This is a genomic window from Corynebacterium sp. HMSC062A03, from assembly GCF_001811145.1.
GTDB lineage: Bacteria > Actinomycetota > Actinomycetes > Mycobacteriales > Mycobacteriaceae > Corynebacterium > Corynebacterium aurimucosum.
Genome location: NZ_KV803707.1, coordinates 184,453 through 198,800 on the forward strand (window position 1 = coordinate 184,453; position 14,348 = coordinate 198,800).

11 protein-coding genes and 2 pseudogenes are annotated in these 14,348 nt (G+C 60.7%); 8 read left to right on the forward strand and 5 right to left on the reverse strand.

What is annotated here, in order from left to right; translation table 11 throughout:
• The first annotated feature begins 58 nt into the window (after nucleotides 1-58).
• A complete protein-coding gene (locus tag HMPREF2781_RS12020) occupies nucleotides 59-1,018 on the forward strand; it encodes a 4-hydroxy-3-methylbut-2-enyl diphosphate reductase (RefSeq protein WP_201828430.1) in 960 nt (319 codons plus the stop codon).
• On the opposite strand, the gene HMPREF2781_RS12025 is transcribed toward HMPREF2781_RS12020, so the two are convergent.
• From HMPREF2781_RS12025 to HMPREF2781_RS12035, 3 genes are read right to left on the reverse strand one after another with little or no spacing between them, the layout of a single operon-like run.
• Entirely contained in the window at nucleotides 1,015-1,758 is a 744-nt protein-coding gene (locus HMPREF2781_RS12025; protein WP_246821866.1) for a DUF6542 domain-containing protein, read from the reverse strand. The two genes, HMPREF2781_RS12020 and HMPREF2781_RS12025, sit on opposite strands and share 4 nt — an antisense overlap.
• A 35-nt stretch (nucleotides 1,759-1,793) precedes the next feature.
• The gene (locus HMPREF2781_RS12030) at nucleotides 1,794-2,894 is read right to left on the reverse strand and encodes a DNA recombination protein RmuC (RefSeq protein WP_371441046.1); all 1,101 of its coding nucleotides are present in this window, start codon (nucleotides 2,892-2,894) and stop codon (nucleotides 1,794-1,796) included.
• Nucleotides 2,895-2,900: 6 nt separating this feature from the next.
• Entirely contained in the window at nucleotides 2,901-4,394 is a 1,494-nt protein-coding gene (locus HMPREF2781_RS12035) for an AI-2E family transporter (protein ID WP_070447020.1), read from the reverse strand.
• Nucleotides 4,395-4,441: 47 nt separating this feature from the next.
• On the opposite strand from HMPREF2781_RS12035, the gene ychF reads away from it, so the two are divergent.
• The 4 genes and pseudogenes from ychF (at nucleotide 4,442) to HMPREF2781_RS12055 (ending at nucleotide 8,387) form a co-directional block, all read left to right on the forward strand.
• Nucleotides 4,442-5,527 carry a redox-regulated ATPase YchF gene (ychF, locus tag HMPREF2781_RS12040; protein WP_070646340.1) on the forward strand — a complete coding sequence of 362 codons (1,086 nt, stop codon included), beginning with the start codon at nucleotides 4,442-4,444 and terminating at the stop codon, nucleotides 5,525-5,527.
• Nucleotides 5,528-5,556: 29 nt separating this feature from the next.
• Nucleotides 5,557-6,772 (forward strand): annotated as a pseudogene (locus HMPREF2781_RS12045) (amidohydrolase).
• 142 nt (nucleotides 6,773-6,914) lie between these two features.
• A pseudogene (locus HMPREF2781_RS12050) lies at nucleotides 6,915-7,247 on the forward strand (DJ-1/PfpI family protein); the annotation flags it as partial.
• A gap of 228 nt (nucleotides 7,248-7,475) precedes the next feature.
• On the forward strand, nucleotides 7,476-8,387 hold the full coding sequence (locus HMPREF2781_RS12055) for a cation diffusion facilitator family transporter (RefSeq protein WP_070447014.1): 912 nt from the start codon (nucleotides 7,476-7,478) through the stop codon (nucleotides 8,385-8,387).
• A gap of 9 nt (nucleotides 8,388-8,396) precedes the next feature.
• Here the strand turns inward: HMPREF2781_RS12055 and HMPREF2781_RS12060 are convergent, their stop codons facing one another.
• Nucleotides 8,397-8,708: a hypothetical protein gene (locus HMPREF2781_RS12060; protein WP_070646343.1), complete on the reverse strand. Its 312-nt coding sequence runs from the start codon at nucleotides 8,706-8,708 to the stop codon at nucleotides 8,397-8,399.
• A gap of 11 nt (nucleotides 8,709-8,719) precedes the next feature.
• Nucleotides 8,720-10,267: a succinic semialdehyde dehydrogenase gene (locus tag HMPREF2781_RS12065; protein WP_070646346.1), complete on the reverse strand. Its 1,548-nt coding sequence runs from the start codon at nucleotides 10,265-10,267 to the stop codon at nucleotides 8,720-8,722.
• Between the two features lie 90 nt (nucleotides 10,268-10,357).
• Here HMPREF2781_RS12065 and HMPREF2781_RS12070 point away from each other — a divergent pair, with 90 nt between their 5' ends.
• The 3 genes from HMPREF2781_RS12070 to HMPREF2781_RS12080 all read left to right on the forward strand — a co-directional run bounded on the left by HMPREF2781_RS12070 (nucleotide 10,358) and on the right by HMPREF2781_RS12080 (nucleotide 14,101).
• The gene (locus HMPREF2781_RS12070) at nucleotides 10,358-11,530 is read left to right on the forward strand and encodes an alanine racemase (protein WP_070646349.1); all 1,173 of its coding nucleotides are present in this window, start codon (nucleotides 10,358-10,360) and stop codon (nucleotides 11,528-11,530) included.
• Nucleotides 11,527-12,810, forward strand: coding sequence for a D-arabinono-1,4-lactone oxidase (locus HMPREF2781_RS12075; protein ID WP_070646352.1), 1,284 nt, complete (start codon nucleotides 11,527-11,529; stop codon nucleotides 12,808-12,810). The genes HMPREF2781_RS12070 and HMPREF2781_RS12075 overlap by 4 nt, the downstream gene beginning before the upstream one ends.
• A gap of 100 nt (nucleotides 12,811-12,910) precedes the next feature.
• Nucleotides 12,911-14,101, forward strand: coding sequence for an MFS transporter (locus HMPREF2781_RS12080; protein WP_070646355.1), 1,191 nt, complete (start codon nucleotides 12,911-12,913; stop codon nucleotides 14,099-14,101).
• Nucleotides 14,102-14,348: the final 247 nt, after the last annotated feature.

Consider the following 14,348-nt stretch of genomic DNA (forward strand, 5'->3'; position numbering starts at 1 on the left):
GCCAAGCTGGTTGGGCGGGAACTACAGTATGTGCGTGACTTTCGATACTGTGGGTGCCATGACTGAAACTGCAAAGAAGGTGCTCCTGGCGGCTCCCCGCGGCTACTGTGCCGGCGTGGACCGTGCTGTTGAGACAGTGGAAAAGGCGTTGGAGAAGTACGGCGCCCCGATCTACGTGCGCAAGCAGATTGTGCACAACCGGTTCGTTGTTGAATCCCTGGCTAAGCGTGGTGTCATCTTTGTGGAGGAGGCTTCCGAAGCCCCCGAAGGCGCTCATCTCGTGTTCTCTGCACACGGCATCGCGCCGAGCGTGCGCAAGGAGGCACAAGAGCGCAAGCAGCTCACACTCGACGCCACCTGCCCGCTGGTGACCAAGGTCCACAAGGAGGCCCAGCGCTTTGAGCGCGATGGCTACCAGATCCTCCTTGTCGGCCACGAGGGGCACGAAGAGGTCGAAGGCACCGCCGGTGAGGCCCCGGACGTTACCCACCTGGTGGATGGCTTGGAGGGCGTCGACAAGCTGCCCGATTTCCTGCATGAGGAAAAGCTCATCTGGCTGTCCCAGACCACCTTGTCGGTGGATGAAACCATCCAGATCGTCAACAAGCTGCGCGAGCGCTTCCCGCACTTGGAGAACCCGCCATCAGATGACATTTGTTATGCCACGCAGAATCGCCAGGAGTCGGTCAAGGCCATTGCTCCGAAATGCGATCTCATGATTGTTGTGGGCTCCGAGAACTCCTCGAACTCCAAGCGCCTCGTCGAGGTTGCTTTGGAGGCGGGCTCTAAGACTTCACACCTGGTGGACTTTGCCTCGGAGATCGACGAGGCCTGGCTGGAAGGCGTGAACACTGTAGGCGTGACCTGCGGCGCGTCCGTGCCTGAGCTGCTGGTCCGTGAAGTGCTGGAGTTTCTAGATGAGCGCGGCTACAACGATGTTGAACAGGTGACGACGTCCACGGAGACCATCACTTTCTCCCTGCCACGCGAACTGCGTCCGGCACGTACTGCGCGTTAATCCTCGTCGTAGAGATTTTCTTCCAGCGGCTGGGAGGACCGCTGGGAGCGCTCCCGTGCACGCCGCGCCTTCTCTGCTGACTCAGCGGCGGCGCGACGGAAGTCCTCCCGCTCATCCGCCTCGGGGGAAGCCTGTCGGCGCTTCGCGCGTTCTTCGGCTTGAAGCCGCCGGCGTTCTTCGCGGTCGCGCTCACGGACTCGGCCCGAGCTCGTAGCTTCACGGGCAAGCAGTTCTGCTACGGACAGGCGCTCGGAGCGGCTCCGGCGATCGGAGGCAGCTTCGGCGCGGCGCTTTTCTTGAGCTTCAGCCTCAAGGTTCTTCGCGTGGCTATCGCTGCGCCACAGGCGCAGAACCGCGAGCAGCGCGCAGGCCACAACCGTAACGATGAGCACCGGGAAATGCTGCAGTAGTGGGAAAGCCGTGGTGAGAATCGCGGTTTTGGAAAAGGGCGAGGCACCTTCCGGCAATCCAGCGGTGGAATTGATGAACCCGCCGCCCACGGTTCCTAATGCGTACAGCAGCGGAAGGGAAATCACCGTCATGTAGAGGCCGCGAGTTTCCACCAACCAGGTGACAGCCAGCGAACCGAGTCCAAAAATCAGGGCGAAGGGCAGCCCCACGCTGCCCAGAACGCCGGAGACCGCCAAGGCCACAAGCGTAACGACGAGCGCGACGACGAGTGCTCGGCTAAGCGGCATCCCGCGGCGGCGAGGGCGGCGACGATTTTTGGCTACAGACACGCCCAGAAAGCTTACCGGGGTTGGTGACCAAAACGTTATTCATTCTGGGCGCGCCGCGGCCAAGAACCGACGCTGCGCGGCTCCACCGGCAGGCGGTCAACGCGGGCTGGAACATCCAGCTCCTTGAGCCGCCGCGCCGTAACCCCGACGCGAGAATCCAAACTGGCCAAGCTTGCGTTATAGGCTTCCACCGCGCGCTCGAGTCCGCGGCCTACCTTGTCGTAGTGCCCGTTAAGAGTGTTCAAGCGCGTATAAAGCTCGCGACCCAAACGCTGGACTTCGCGGGCCTTGTCGGAGATCTCCTCGTGCTGCCAGCTCACCGCGACGGTGCGCAAGAGAGCAAAGAGGGTGCTTGGGGTGGCGATGACGACGTTGCGCTCGAAGGCGAATTCCAGCAATTCGGCGTCGATAGACAGGGCAGCGTCGACGAAAGTATCGGCGGGGACAAAGAGGATCACAAACTGTGGCGTGGGGGAGAAGGCCTCGATATAGTCCTTCGACGCCAGTGCCTGCACGTGGGAACGCATGAGGTGCGCGTGGCGGCGAAGATAGCCTGCCCGCCCCTCCGGGTCCTCGGTCTCCATTGCGTCGAGGTAGGCACTGAGGGGCACCTTTGCATCCACGACAATGCTGCGCCCTCCTGCCAAGTGAATGACCAGATCAGGGCGTACCAGCGATCCGTTGATGCGGGCACTGACTTGGGAATCAAAGTCCACGTGTTTGCGCATGCCACCGAGCTCAACGACGCGCTCTAGTTGTACCTCGCCCCACCGCCCGCGGACATTGGGGGAGCGCAGCGCGCCGACCAGCTTGTCCGTGCGATCAGACAGGCGTGTTGAGGTCCGAGTTACCGCCTGGACCTGGCTGCTGAGTGCTGCGAGTGAGGTCGCTCGATCTTCCTCTATTTCCTGGAGCTGTAGCCCTAGACGGTCCATGGCTTTCTCCAGCGGAGCGAGCTCTGCTTGGCGGCGCTGGGACTCTTGCAGGGCGCGATGCTCCTCTGAAGGCTGGGCGGACTGCGCTGAATAAGCGCGGGCTAGCCAGCCCAATGCGGCCCCAATGATGAGGCCGAGGAATAGGAGCACTATGGGTAGGGAAGACGTCATGCCTGCCATCATGGCATGCGTCCCGGACATGAAGAATTAGTCTTTATCCTTTGATTGCAACATCTGTTCGAGAGCGCTAATTGCGCGCTTGATTCCCGCTCGTGCTCCTCCATCGCGTTCACTGAAATCCGCATCAACGTCGACATTCGCGTCGATCTTTTGGTCCAGAGGGCTCGTGCCATTGTGGGTGACGTCTTCGGCTGCGCCTTCGGGTGCGGCGTGGTCGGGGATGGACAGCCACTGCTCGCGCTTGTGATCACCCTGTTGCTGCGTGTAGCGCCCGATGAGGAAACCAGCGACGGTCGAAAACTCCAAGTCCTCGGCAGTTCTTTCGCCCGATTGGAGCATCATCATGTCCTGGAAATAGCGGTAGACCACCGCGATGGTCGCTGCGGCCGGGACGGCGAGGAAACCACCGATGAGGCCGAAGAGCGCGGAACCCACGGTCACGGAAATCAACACGATAACCGGGTGCAGGTTCATGGCCTTCGACTGCAGCCACGGGGACAGCACGTTGCCCTCGAGCTGTTGGACCAGCAGTACTAGGCCCAGCACGAGCAGCGCCTTGGTGAACCCCAAAGACACCAGCGCGATGGTCACGGATAGTGCGCCGGCCACGATCGCGCCGACAAAGGGGATGAATCCGGCGATGAACGTGATGATGGCAAGCGCCATCGCCAAAGGTACACCGATGAGTGCCAGGCCGAGGCCGATAAAGACAGCATCAACGGCGGAGACCACTGCTTGTGCCCGCACGAAACCGCCCAACGTGGACCACACGCGGGTCAGCAGCTCAGTGAGGTGCCAGCCGGTCCGGCGCCCCGTGGCCTGGCGCAGCCAGGGCAGGAAGTTGTGGCCGTCCTTAAGGAAGAAGAACGTCAGCACCACGATGATGAAGAGCGTGACCACGATGGAGGTCGCCGTGCCAATGCCCGTGAATACCGAGCCCGCGATGGACCCTGCTTGGCGTTGTAGCCACAGGGCGATTTCATCGATATAGCCGCCGATCTCATCCGCGTCGAGGTTGAGCGGAGGGCCCTGTGCCCATAGCTGCAAACGTTGAATTCCTTCTACAGTCTGCAGATATAGCGTCTGGGACTGCCGCGCGAAGTCCGGTGCGATGAACATGAAGAGGGTGCCCACCGCAGTAAAAGACACCAGGATGGTCACTGCCGCAGCGAGGGCTGACGGCAGTCCCTTGCGCCGCATGGCACCGGCAATGGGAGCAAGCACAGTGCAAATAATGAGCGCGATGAGAACGGGCAGGATGCCGCGCCAGAAGTTGCCCAGCATGCGGAAGGAGGCATAAAGGAATATCCCAATGATGGTCAGGCGCAGTGCCCACAGCGATGTGGACTTGATGACCTCGCCGACCACCACAGAACGATCCACCTGGTTGCCGGGAGGGTGCGGAGAGACAGCCTTCAGCGAAGCAGCATCGACGGAGTCATCGAAACGCCCGCCGAGCGCTGCCTCCGCGGCGGCGAACTCAGAGGAAGAGGCGTTGGGGGATGGCTGATCAGAACTCACCCCACCATCTTGCCTCAAAAGATCCGGGGTGCGTTAGGATTGGCCCCGTGAGTCTTACACTTGGAATCGTCGGCCTGCCCAACGTGGGCAAGTCCACTTTGTTTAATGCCCTGACCCGTTCTGACATCTTGGCGGCGAACTACCCGTTCGCCACGATTGAGCCCAATGTCGGCCTCGTTGAGCTTCCCGATTCCCGCCTTAACCGCCTTGCGGAAATCTTCAGCTCCGAGCGCATCCTCCCGGCCACCGTGTCCTTCGTGGATATCGCCGGCATTGTGGAAGGCGCTTCCAAGGGTGAAGGTATGGGTAACGCCTTCCTTGCCAACATTCGTGAGGCTGATGCCATCTGCCAGGTGGTGCGTGCCTTTGCTGATGAAAACGTCATCCACGTCGACGGTGAAGTCAACCCGGCACACGACATTTCTGTCATCAATACGGAGCTCATCCTCGCGGACCTGCAGACCATCGAGAAGGCCTTGCCGCGCTTGGAAAAGGAAGCCCGCAAGAACAAGGATTTGGCCGAGACCGTGGAAGAGACCAAGAAGGCCCAGGCCATCTTGGAAGATGACCGCACCCTCTTCGCTGCTTCCAAGAGCGACGAGATCGACCTATCCCTCCTGCGCGAGCTGCACCTCATGACCGCGAAGCCCTTCCTTTATGTCTTCAACTCGGATGAGGCCGTGCTTACCGATGACGCCAAGAAGGAGGAGCTGCGCCAGCTCGTCGCCCCTGCGGAATGCGTCTTCCTCGATGCCCAGACCGAAACCGACCTCCTTGAGCTCGATGAGGCGGAGGCACTGGAACTGCTCGAGTCGGTGGGCCAGGAAGAGCCTGGCTTGGCGACGTTGGCCAAGGCCGGCTTCGCCACCCTCGGCCTGCAGACCTACCTGACCGCAGGCCCGAAGGAAGCCCGCGCGTGGACCATCAAGCAAGGTTCCGCGGCTCCGCAGGCTGCGGGTGTTATCCACACCGACTTTGAGAAGAAGTTCATCAAGGCCGAAATCGTCTCCTTCGATGACCTAGACGCCGCTGGCTCCATGGCAGAGGCCCGCAACGCCGGCAAGGTGCGCCAAGAAGGCAAGGAATACATCATGCAGGACGGCGACGTCTGCGATTTCAAGATCGGCGGCTAGTTAGCCACCACTCCGCGTAGGCTGTGGGCATGAGTATCGCCCACATCCTAGACCGCGCAGCAGAGGCCACGCAGTGGCAAGAGGCCCTGTACAAGGATCTGCACCAGCATCCTGAGCTCAGCATGGAGGAGGAGCGCACCCGCGGTGTTATCGCGGATAAGCTCCGGGAATTTCCAGGAGTCGAGGTGCTGGAATTCGGCGGGGGAGTCGTCGGCATCCTCCGCAACGGCGTAGGTTCGACTGTCCTAGAGCGTGCCGATTTCGACGGCTTGCCCATCACAGAGGACACCGGCCTGGACTACTCCGCTTCGGGCGAGGCAATGCATGCTTGTGGCCACGATGCCCACGTGAGCGCCTTGTTGGGTGCCACGGAAGCGCTGGCGAAAGCGACCGATGCGTGGTCCGGTACATTCGTCGCTCTATTCCAGCCGGGCGAGGAGACCGCTGAGGGCGCGCAGTCCATGGTGGATGCGGGCCTCACCGATAGAGTCCCCACGCCCGATGTGGCCTTTGGTCAGCACATCTTCATCGATAAGAATGCTCCCGCCGGTAGCGTGCTGATTGCGCCCGGCCCGGTCTTGTCTACAGCGACCTCACTCACCGTCACGGTCTATGGCCACGGTTCTCACGGCTCGATGCCGCACCTCAGCGTCGATCCGGTGGTGCTGGCCAGCTCCATCGTTCTGCGGCTGCAGACAGTTGTCTCCCGTGAGGTCGACCCCCCACCACTTCGCCGTGTTGACTGTTGGCGCCCTGCAGGCGGGTTCGAAGGCAAACATCATCCCGGACTCGGCGACCCTGCGCATCAACATCCGTGCCTATGACGAGGACGTCAGGGCTCAAATCGTAGAGGCAATTCACCGCATTGTTAAGGCAGAGTGCCGGGCAGTGATGTCCCCGCGCGAGCCAGAGTTTGTGCAGAGTGATAATTACCCCCTTACCGTCAACGATGAAGACGTGACCAAAAAGGTGCGCGCGCAGCTTATCGACGTTCTGGGTAGCGACAACGTCCTCGACATGGAGCCGTGGACCGCCTCGGAGGATTTCTCTCGCATCCCCGATGCCTTCGGCGCTCCCTATTGTTTCTGGGGCTTTGGCGGGCGTACCGATGGCGCATCAATTCCTAACCACAATCCGCGCTTTGCGCCGGAGCTGCAGCCGACGCTCACCACGGCGACGCAGGCTCTGATAGCCGCTGCTTACGCCTATCTGGGGAATCAGCGTAAGGATGTCCCTAAGGAGTAGCTAGGAACTGCTTGGTGATGATGGGGCGGTCGACATGCTACTCGCGCACCCAACGCGAAAGCGATCGAGTGTAGCGACGTGGTAGGCGAGTTCTCTCCGGGGGTAGCGAACTCGTCAACATCGCGTTAGGCTGGCTTCTCCATTCGACGGCATCATTTTGCCAGGTGGTACCGGTAATGCGGATATGCTCCGTCTGGACAAGTCCGCTGTAGAAATTGTGCGCAATCACGTCACCCAGGATCTCCCGCTGGGCGTTATTTGCCACGGTGCTTGGATCCTGACCGATGCCGATGTGCTCAAGGGCCGTACCCTTACTTCTTTCCCCAGCTTGCGGACCGACCTGCGTAACGCCGGCGCTACCTGGGTAGACGAAGAGGTTCACTGCGACCAGGGTCTGGTTTCCTCCCGTACCCCGGACGATCTCCCAGCCTTCAACGCTAAGTTGGTTGAGGAATTCGCAGAGAGCCAGCACTAAACCTTATGTTTAGTAAAGCCGCGGGCGCGCAACCTGCGGCTTTTTGCGTCTTGCTTCCGCCGTAAGGCCTCTATATTGTTAGATATTCCTGAAGGGGAGTAGTTCCCTCGGATACTTTCCGAGATGCCTGGTCGACATACTGGCTTTTCCGCCCGGCCAGCCAGCGTTTGCATTGCCTGCGGCGTGAACGAGACCTTCGGTCCGCACCCGAACCGAAGGAGTTTTTAGTTGTCTTCTCTTAGCTCAGAGCAACTACTGCTCGAGCGCTTTATGAAGCTCTCTATCACCACCGCAGTGGCCACGATTGCGCTCAAGGTCATCGCTGCCGCGGTGACGGGATCTGTGGGCTTTCTTTCCGACGCCCTCGAATCCGGCGTTAACCTCGTTGCCGCCGTTGTGGGGTTTGTGGCTATCAAAATTGCGGCAAAGCCGGCCGATGCGAACCATCAGTTCGGTCACGGCAAGGCCGAGTATGTGTCCGCGCTGGTCGAGGGTGTGATGATCTTCGTCGCTGCAGCGATGATTATCTACACAGCCATTCGCCGACTTCTGGATCCGCAGCCGCTGGAGCAACCTGGGCTTGGCCTCCTGCTGTCGCTCGTGGCTTCCTTACTTAACCTGGGCGTGGGCCTTCTGCTTGTGCGCGCGGGCAGGCAGCATCGTTCGGCCACTTTGCAGGCGGACGGAAAGCATCTGCTTACCGACGTCTGGACGTCCGTCGGCGTCCTCCTCGGCATCGGCGCGGTCAGCCTCACGGATTGGTTGTGGCTCGACCCAGTCATCGCGTTTGCCGTGGGCCTCAATATTTTGTGGACTGGCTACAAGTTGCTCAAAGAATCACTGAGCTCCCTGTTGTCGGAGTCCCTGCCTAAGGAAGAGCATGCGCAGCTTGATGCCCTCCTTAACGAACTGGAGGAGCGTCATGACGTGGAGATCACGTCGCGTCGTACCGTTGCTTCGGGCCGCAACCGCTTGGTGTATCTCACGATGGATGTTCCCGGCCAGTGGACAGTGCTGCACTCGCACACTGTTGCCGACAGAATCGAGGACGCCATCGACGAGCTATTCCCCGGCGCTGAGGTCTTTATCCACGTCGAGCCCGCTGGAACGGTTCATCGCCGCATTTTGCGAATGCCGTAACGCTTGCAGCTAACGCAAGCTGGCCACGCCGCGTCCGCCTTCCATTACCCACGGCCAACTGAGACCGTTCTTGGTCAGGACATCATTGCGGATCTCATCGGGGATAATCCATTCCTTGTTGGCATAGCCCAGCAAGTATTCGTCACACTCAGCTCGCAAGGAGAGCGCACGAACGCCGGCATTGTAGGTCTGGCCCTGGAGGGCGAGCAGATGCTCGGCAACATCGAGGGCCGACGCCAGAGTCGGCCGCGCCGCCGATGGTGCAAGGCCTTGAGCAATGAGCCGACGAGCGAGAAGCTCATCGCGGGTAAGTTCCTTCATTGCTGTTTAGGTTAGAGTCGGAAGGTCTTCATCAGCTGCATGCCGGTGGACACCAGCTGACGGAAGCGCTCCGGGGAGATGTACTCCGAGGGCGCAAGCGGGTGTAGGCGTTGCTCGGCCACGGTGCGCTCATTGGCCCACAGGCGCATGCCGGTAATACCGTGGCGGTGGTTCAGGCCAGACTCCTTGACGCCGCCACCGGGTGCGGCGATGGAACCATACGCGGCGGCGAAGCCTTCGTTGATGTTGACCATGCCGGCTTCCAGCTGGGAGGCCACCTTCCATGCGCGGCGGGAATTTCCGGACCACACCGATGCGGATAGGCCGTAGGAGGTGTCGTTGGCGAGCTGAATGGCCTCGGCGTCGGAACTCACCGCATACACCGCGAGCACTGGGCCGAAGGTTTCGGTGGCATAGAGATCCATCTCTGGGGTCACACCAGTCAGCACGGTGGGCTCGTAGAAGTAGGGCCCAAGGTCCGGCCGGGCCTTTCCGCCATAAACCACGGTGGCGCCCTTGGAGACGGCGTCCTTGACGTGGGCAACTACTGCATCGAGCTGGCGTTGCGAGGTCAGCGAGCCGATCGTCGCGGCATCGGAGAAGGCCGCGCCGAGCACCTGCTGGTCCAGAGCGTTCGCGAGTTCGACGAGGAACTCCTCAAAGACGCTCTCGTGCACATAGGCGCGCTCGGCGGACATGCACAGCTGGCCGGAGGAAGAAAATGCAGTGCGCACCGCACCTTGGGCGGTGGACTTAAGGGGGGCGTCGTCAAGCACCAGCATCGGGTTCTTGCCACCCAGCTCCAGCATGGTGGGGATGAGGCGCCCCGCAGCCTGGGTAGCGATGGACTTGCCAGCCTTGGTGGAACCGGTAAAGGAAAGGCCATCCACCAGGGGAACGAGGGCATCGCCCACTTCCGCTCCGCGGCCGGGAACCAGCTGCCAGGCAGCCTCCGGAAGGCCCGCCTCGATGGCTAGGCGCCTCAGCAGAATCGCCGTTAGCGTGGTCTGAGAATCCGGCTTGTGCACCACGGCATTACCAGCCGAGAGGGCTGCCAGAACATCGCCAACACCGAGGGACAGGGGATAGTTCCACGGAGAGATTAGCCCCACCACGCCCAGTGGGTAATGCTGGGTGCGGGTCTTAGTCAGCACGGGAAGCGCGCCGGGGTGGCGGTCAGCGCCGAAAGCTTTGCGGATATTGACCGCGTAGAAGCGCGCGCAGTTATACAGATCCATCAGCTCGTCATAGGCATGGGAGCGGGACTTGCCGTTTTCTGCCTGGATGAGGTCGAGGATGAGCTCCTCGTTCTCCTGAACGAGGTCGTGCAGGCGCAGCAGGATGGCGGCGCGGTCACCTTGGCCAACGCCGGCGCGCGCATAGTTGACGGCTTTCTCGACGTCCCCGGCAGTGGCGACAGGGAAGCTAAAGAGATCCTCACCGCTAAAAGGCGCGTGAGCCTGGTGCTGCTCACCCGTGCCGCGAACATCGCGGGCGGGGTCCGTGTCTAAGAAATTGAGCACTCGATGGGGCAGACGGGTCTGAGTGAAGGTCTTCATGCGGTCTATTGTCCCAAAAATATGCGAGGGCGCTATAGATTTTTCGAGATTTGTCTCACAAACTAAATTAATCGTGGTTAGGATAACGCTATGCCAATCCTCGCGACTACTCCACAGGCCCAGGTGCGCGCGGCCGTTGAGCCGCTCGTCAGATCTGGAGAAAACCCAGCGCCCGTAGGCGTTATTGACCTCGCCGCGTTTGACTACAACGCTGCACAGATGCCGACTCGCGCCGGAGGACTACCCATCCGCGTGGCCTCGAAGTCGATCCGCAGCGTGGCAGCACTTCGTCGCGCCCTCGAGCACGAGGGCTACCGTGGCATCCTCGCCTATTCCGTTCCAGAGGCTCTGCATCTGGTGGGAGAGGGCTTCCGCGACATTGTGGTGGCTTATCCGAGCGTCAACCGCAAGGCCCTGCGTGAGCTTGCAGCGGATGGCACCGCGCGCGAGGCCATCACCATCATGGTGGATAGTATCGAGCTCTTAGCCCTGCTCGAGGGTTCCCTGCGCGTGGCCATCGACATTGATTGCACCCTCCACGTGCCGGGGGCGGTCATCGGCCCGCGGCGCTCACCTGTGCGCACGCCGGAACAGGTCTCAGTATTGGCGCGCGAGATTCTTCGGCGCGGGCACCGGCTTGTCGGACTCATGGCCTATGAGGGTCAAGTGGCATCCGTCGCGGATGGCCTGCCGGGGTCGGTGGGGGCAGTCAAGCGCTGGCTGCGCACCAAGTCCATGGCGGACCTGGCCCCGCGGCGCCGTGCTTGCGTGGAGGTCGCGCGGGAGATAGCGGACATCGAATTCGTCAACGGCGGCGGCACGGGCAGTCTCCAAGAATCCGCGGCCGAAGGAACCTTGACCGAGCTGGCCGCTGGCTCCGGTTTCTACACGCCGGCGATTTTTGATGACTTCACCGGCATCAACCACAAGGCAGCAGCGTTCTTCGTTTGCCAGGTCTCCCGCGTTCCCGCGCCGGGCTGGGCCACGGTCAACTCCGGAGGCTGGATTGCCTCCGGACCACCCGCGAAGGATCGCGTTCCGGTTCCGGTGTGGCCGGCAGGGCTGAGCTATTCCAGCACGGAGGGTGCCGGTGAGGTGCAGACGCCTCTCCGAGGCATGGATATGAATGTCGAGGACTTGGTGTGGTTCCGTCACGCCAAGGCCGGCGAAATGACAGAAAACGTCGACCGCCTAGTGGCCGTTGGAGAAGACGGCGTTGATGTATGGGATACCTATAGAGGACAAGGATGGACACTCCGATGACAACCACATTTAGCAATTGGGCAGGATCGGTCACCACGAAACCGCAGGAGTTTGTACAGCCCTCCCGCATAGACGAGATCCCTGGAATTATTAGCCGCTCCCGCAGCGTGCGTGCTGTGGGCGCTGGTCACTCTTTCACTCCCATTGCGGCGGGGGAGGAGACGATGCTCAATCTCGATCACGTGAGTGGTCTGGTGAGCGTCGATAAGCAGCGCAAGCGCGTCCGTTTCCTGGCAGGCACTCGCTTGCGGGACGTGCCCAAGCTCCTGCGCCCCTTCGGGCTTGCCCTGGCTAACCAGGGTGATGTGGACCCGCAATCGCTGGCGGGCGCGATTTCGACCTCGACCCACGGCACCGGCATCAATTACACGGGCTTTGCGGGGACGGTCACTGGGCTGACGCTTATCGACGCCGACGGCAACACCCGCAGCTATTCCATCGACGAAGACCCAGAACTCCTTCGCCTCGTGGTCGTCAGCGTCGGCGCGCTCGGCGTGGTTGTTGAAGTCGAAATGCAGTGTGTGGACGCCTTCGACCTGCTGGCGGAAGAATCTGGCATTGCCTTCGATGAGCTGATGGATAACTGGGAGGAGCTCTCTCGGGGCGTCGACCACCTCGAGTCCTACTGGTTCCCGCACACCGACCGAGCGATGGTCAAAGCCAACACGCGCTTAGAGCCGAACGGGGAGCGCCGCTCACGCCTTAAGGCGCTTATCGACGATGAGCTCATCGGCAATGGCGCCTTCGCCGCAGCCCTGGCTCTAGGGCGTCTTATTCCGGGGACGATTCCGACGCTCAACAAGTTCGCCACCTCGGTTATCTCTCATAACCGCTACCGTTCAGCTGCTCACGACGTGTTCGTCAGCCCGCGCCGGGTTCGCTTCCACGAGATGGAGTACGCAGTGCCGCTTGCCGACGGCCCCGCCACCGTCCGCGAGATCCGCCGCTTCATCGACGAGCAGGATTGGCGCATCGGGTTTCCGATGGAGCTGCGCACGACGGCCGCGGATGACGTTGCACTGTCAACGGCATCGGGCCGCGAATCGATGTACATTGCCTTCCACATCCCACGTGCGCTCAACCCGCAGGACTATATGCCCAAGCTGGAGCCGATCTTCCGCGCAGCGGGTGGGCGCCCGCACTGGGGCAAGATGAACTCCCTGTCCCGGAAGGACTTTGCTCAACTTTATACAAGATTTGATGAGTTCTGCGAGCTGCGCGAAAAGATGGATCCGGAGTGGAAATTCGGTTCGTCCTACCTGCGGAAACTGTTCGGATAGGGGCGTCGTCAAGCGCTGTACATTCCGAAAGTGGGATTCGAAAGTATCTCTGATCTTTGGTAGCGTGTGGAAGTCTTAATTCCATACGCTGTCGAAGAAGGTGTCTCAAACGTCCTCTGAATCCCGTTCCCTTATCACGCCGACATTTGTGTTCGCGTGGTTGGTAAATTTTGCCCAATTTACGGTCTTTTATCTACTCGTGACCATCATGGCACTCTATGCCGTCGAGCAGTTCCAGGCCTCGGACACAGCGGGCGGGTTTGCCTCAAGCGCCTTCGTGGTGGGGGCGACGATTGCTCGCCTCTTTTCGGGCTACATTGTGGATGCTGCTGGGCGGAAGCGCTCGCTGGTCATCTCCCTCATCGTGGTCACTGTGGCGATGGCGCTGTATTTCCCAGCTCAGTCACTGCCACTATTGTTTGCTGTCCGTATCGTGCACGGCTTCGGCTATGCGGTGGCATCGACGGCTGTGATGGCTGTGGCGCAATCGGTTATCCCGGACCATCGTCGCGCAGAGGGAACGGGATACTTCGCCTTGGGGACGACGCTGGCCACCGCTTTTGGTCCGGCGGCAGGTTTAGCGATTGTCCACAACGCCGGCTATAACTCCGTGTTTCTAGTGGCGTTGACGCTGACGGTGGTGGCCTTGGGGCTGGGGCTCGTCGTCAAGGCGCCGGCGCAGGAGCGTCGAAGCGTCTCCTTCTCCTTGGGGAATATTGTGCACCCGTCGGTGGCGCCATTTGGAGTTTTCATCCTTTTGGTCGGTGTTGCTTATACAGGCATCATTACCTTCCTGAATGGTTACTCCTCTCACGCCGGTCTGGAGAAGGGGGCTAGCTATTTCTTCTTGGCCTATGCGGTGGTGAGCCTCATCCTGCGTTTCGTGCTGGGCAAGCTGCAGGATCGTCGCGGTGACAACACCATCATCTACTCCTCGCTCGTCTTCTTTATTGCTGGTCTGGCTGTCCTGGCTTCGGCTGGTGCGGATTGGCAGATTGTTGCGGCGGGCGCCTTGGTGGGCATCGGATATGGCTCGATCCTGCCGGCGGGTCAGGCTATCGCTGTGCGCCTGGTGCCGATGCACGAGATGGGTGCGGGCATCTCGACCTTCTTCTTGCTGCTGGACCTAGGCATCGGCTTCGGCCCGATTCTGCTGGGACAGGTCATCTCCGCGACGGGATACTCCGCCATGTACTGGATGCTGGCGGCTTTGATGCTGGTTGCTTCTGTGGTCTACTTCATTGTTCATGGGCGCAAGGACGTTGCACGTGGTGACGTGCGCTACGAATAGATTCCACGTTGGTGGGATTTTTCGTTGGTTGGCGTCGAATGTCCTGACTAACGCATGGTGGCTACCCCCGTTTATAGTAACGACTTGACGGGAATTCACCACTAGCTATAGCCATGCGTGGTGGTAGCCGCAAGGATTATGTTTAGAACACTTCTTCTAATACAGGTTTATCTCGGGGGAGATACCCATGACCACTGTCACACGCCCGCCAACCTTCTTCTTTTCCACCACCAACCCTAATAACCCA